Origin of the sequence: Pseudomonas sp. DrBHI1 (genome assembly GCF_002205115.1) — a bacterium.
Classification (GTDB): Bacteria; Pseudomonadota; Gammaproteobacteria; order Pseudomonadales; family Pseudomonadaceae; genus Aquipseudomonas; species Aquipseudomonas mosselii.
This window is the reverse complement of record NZ_NIBE01000088.1, coordinates 32,167-34,816: the sequence shown is the minus strand read 5'-3', so window position 1 is coordinate 34,816 and position 2,650 is coordinate 32,167. Positions and strand designations below refer to the sequence as shown.

Here is a 2,650-nt window from a genome sequence, read left to right as displayed (position 1 = left end):
TGCCGGCCTTGCCCTCGGCGATCCACGGCTGGGCCTGCGGATAGCGCGCCTCGTAGTCGATCACCGGCTGACCGGTGGCGGTGCGGCCAGTGGTGGCCAGGCGCATTTCCTCCTCGGTCAGGGTGTTGCGATAGGTGCGGCCGGCCTTGGGCACCACCACCACCTGGCCGAACAGGCCGTTGGCGACGTTGCCGGCATTACCTTCGCCGCCGAACGGCGCACCGCGACTGGACACGGCGAAGGCGCCCTCGCGTTCGGCGTACAACGTGTAACTGCGGGTGCTGCCGGGGGCCACCAGAAAGTTGCCGTTGCGCCCGGTGTTGGCCGAAATATCAGCGATGGTGTTGACCGCCTGCATGCCATTCACCTGGAAGCCCACGTGACGGTCGCGAACCTGTTCGTCGGCAACCAAGTGCTCGCCGCCTTCGTTCTCGACCTCGGCGCCCTCTTCTTCCTCCCCTTCGACCCCGGTTTCGTCATGGTCGATGCCGTGCTTGTTGGGGTTGGCCTGGTAGGCCAGCAGGTTGGTCAGGTTGACCGTCAGGCAGTCACCGGCGGCCACCCGCAGCACGATCGGCCGCGGGCGCTTGTCCGGGCGCAGGGTGACCTTGCCCGGCACCGCGGCGCCGCCCTTGCCCAAGGGCACCTGGTGCTCATCCACCACGTCCTGGCGCAGGGCGTACATCATGCCGTTGGCGTTCTGCGCGCCGAGGCGGTTGAACATCAGCGGCTGATCCAGCGCCACCACGTTGGCCACCAGCGTGCGCTGGCACTGCACCGCGGCCTCGCTGGAGACCTGCCAGCCCAGCAGGGCCAGCAGGAAGGTGGACAGGACCGGGCCTTTGCGAGGGGTCGACATGGGGCACCTCCGGAAACACAGGAATATGCACAAAGGTGAGCAAGGGCCATGCCAGCCAATTAACTGCTATTTTTCAATAAGTTATGAATTATGACCATGCGATTCGGGGAAAATCACCCAGTGGCATGCCCCGGATCAGGGGCTGCTACGCAGGCCTTTGCCAGCACATTCCCCGTGGGAGCCAGCTTGCCGGCGATAAGGCCAGTACAGGAACACAATGACCCCAATAGCATTTAGTGATTGAACGCCAGCGCAAAGGTGCAGTAAGCTCGGTCCCAATCACTGGAGAGCAACATGTCGAAACAAACCCGCAACCACGCCAACCACACCGGTCGCTCCGCGCACCGCGTGTTGGCCGTTGCCGGTCGTAACGCCGTTGCCAGCTTTTATTTTGGGTATTGGTTTAGCCACTAGGCGCCGATGACCCATCCGGCGCCCACCTTCGAGGGGCCGCCGAACATGAGAATACTCAAACCCCCGGTCGGCTCCCCGACCGGGGGTTTTGCTTTTCCGGACCCAAGAAACATACCGATTACCTTGAGGACAGCGACATGAACTACACCACGTACTACCGCACCTATGCATGGCGATTTAGCCAGTTCCGTTCGGGCCAGCCTGCCGCCTCCGTTCGGTCGATTTCCGGTGGCAATGCCCCACAGACACCCCATTTGACGATCAGTCGAACACCTCGATAGGGCCGACGACGCGGGCCAGAACCCGCCGTCCGCCCAGGGAAAAAACGCCATGCAAGCCTCGAACCTCGCCCTGCCCCTGACCCAACCGCACGCTGCCAACACCACCGTCAGCCAGCGCCTGCCCAGCCCGCACCTGCTCAAGCAGCAGATGCCGCTGTCCTGCGAACTCACCCAGCAAGTCCACGCTCACCGCCAGGCAATCCGCGCCATCCTCGAAGGCCGCGACGCACGTCTGCTGGTGGTGGTCGGCCCCTGCTCGATCCATGACCCGCGCTCGGCCCTCGAATACGCCGACCGCCTGGCCGCACTCAGCCGTGACGTCGACGACAAGCTGCTGCTGGTGATGCGCGCCTACGTGGAGAAACCGCGCACCACCGTGGGCTGGAAAGGTCTGGCCTACGATCCGCACCTTGATGGCAGCGACGACATGCACGCCGGCATCGCCCTGTCCCGCGGCCTGATGCTGGGCATGCTCGAACGCGGCCTGCCGATCGCCACCGAGCTGCTGCAGCCGATGGCCGCCGGCTACTTCGACGACCTGCTGGGCTGGGCCGCCATCGGCGCGCGCACCACCGAGTCGCAGATCCACCGCGAGATGGTCAGCGGCCTCGAGCTGCCGGTCGGCTTCAAGAACGGCACCGACGGCGGTATCGGCATCGCCTGCGACGCCATGCGCAGCGCCGCCCACCCGCACCGTCACTTCGGCATGGACGTCCAAGGCCACCCGGCGATCATCGAGACCCTGGGCAACCCTGACACCCACCTGGTGCTGCGCGGCGGGCACCAGGGCCCGAACTACGACGCCCAGAGCGTCGCCCTGGCCCGCCAGGGCCTGGCCAAGGCCGGGCTGGCGCCACGGATCATGGTCGACTGCAGCCACGCCAACAGCGGCAAGGACCCGGCTCGCCAGCCGGCGGTGTTCGAGGATGTGCTTGCCCAGCGCCTGGCCGGCGACCGTTCGCTGGTCGGGGTAATGCTCGAAGGGCACCTGTTCGATGGCTGCCAGGCCCTGGGCAAGGGCGCGCTGAAGTACGGCGTGTCGATCACCGACGGCTGCCTGGGCTGGGAGGCGACCGAGGCCTTGCTGCGCGAGGCC

The 2,650-nt window shown here is 66.0% G+C and carries 1 protein-coding gene and 1 pseudogene; one reads left to right on the top strand and one right to left on the bottom strand.

Annotated elements, in window-relative coordinates; all coding sequences use genetic code 11:
- Positions 1 to 859 (bottom strand): annotated as a pseudogene (locus CC207_RS18275) (hypothetical protein); the annotation flags it as partial.
- Positions 860 to 1,603: 744 nt separating this feature from the next.
- Between CC207_RS18275 and CC207_RS18270 the strand changes: the two are divergent.
- The coding region (locus tag CC207_RS18270) for a 3-deoxy-7-phosphoheptulonate synthase (RefSeq protein ID WP_088852529.1) at positions 1,604 to 2,650 on the top strand (1,047 nt) is incomplete at its 3' end.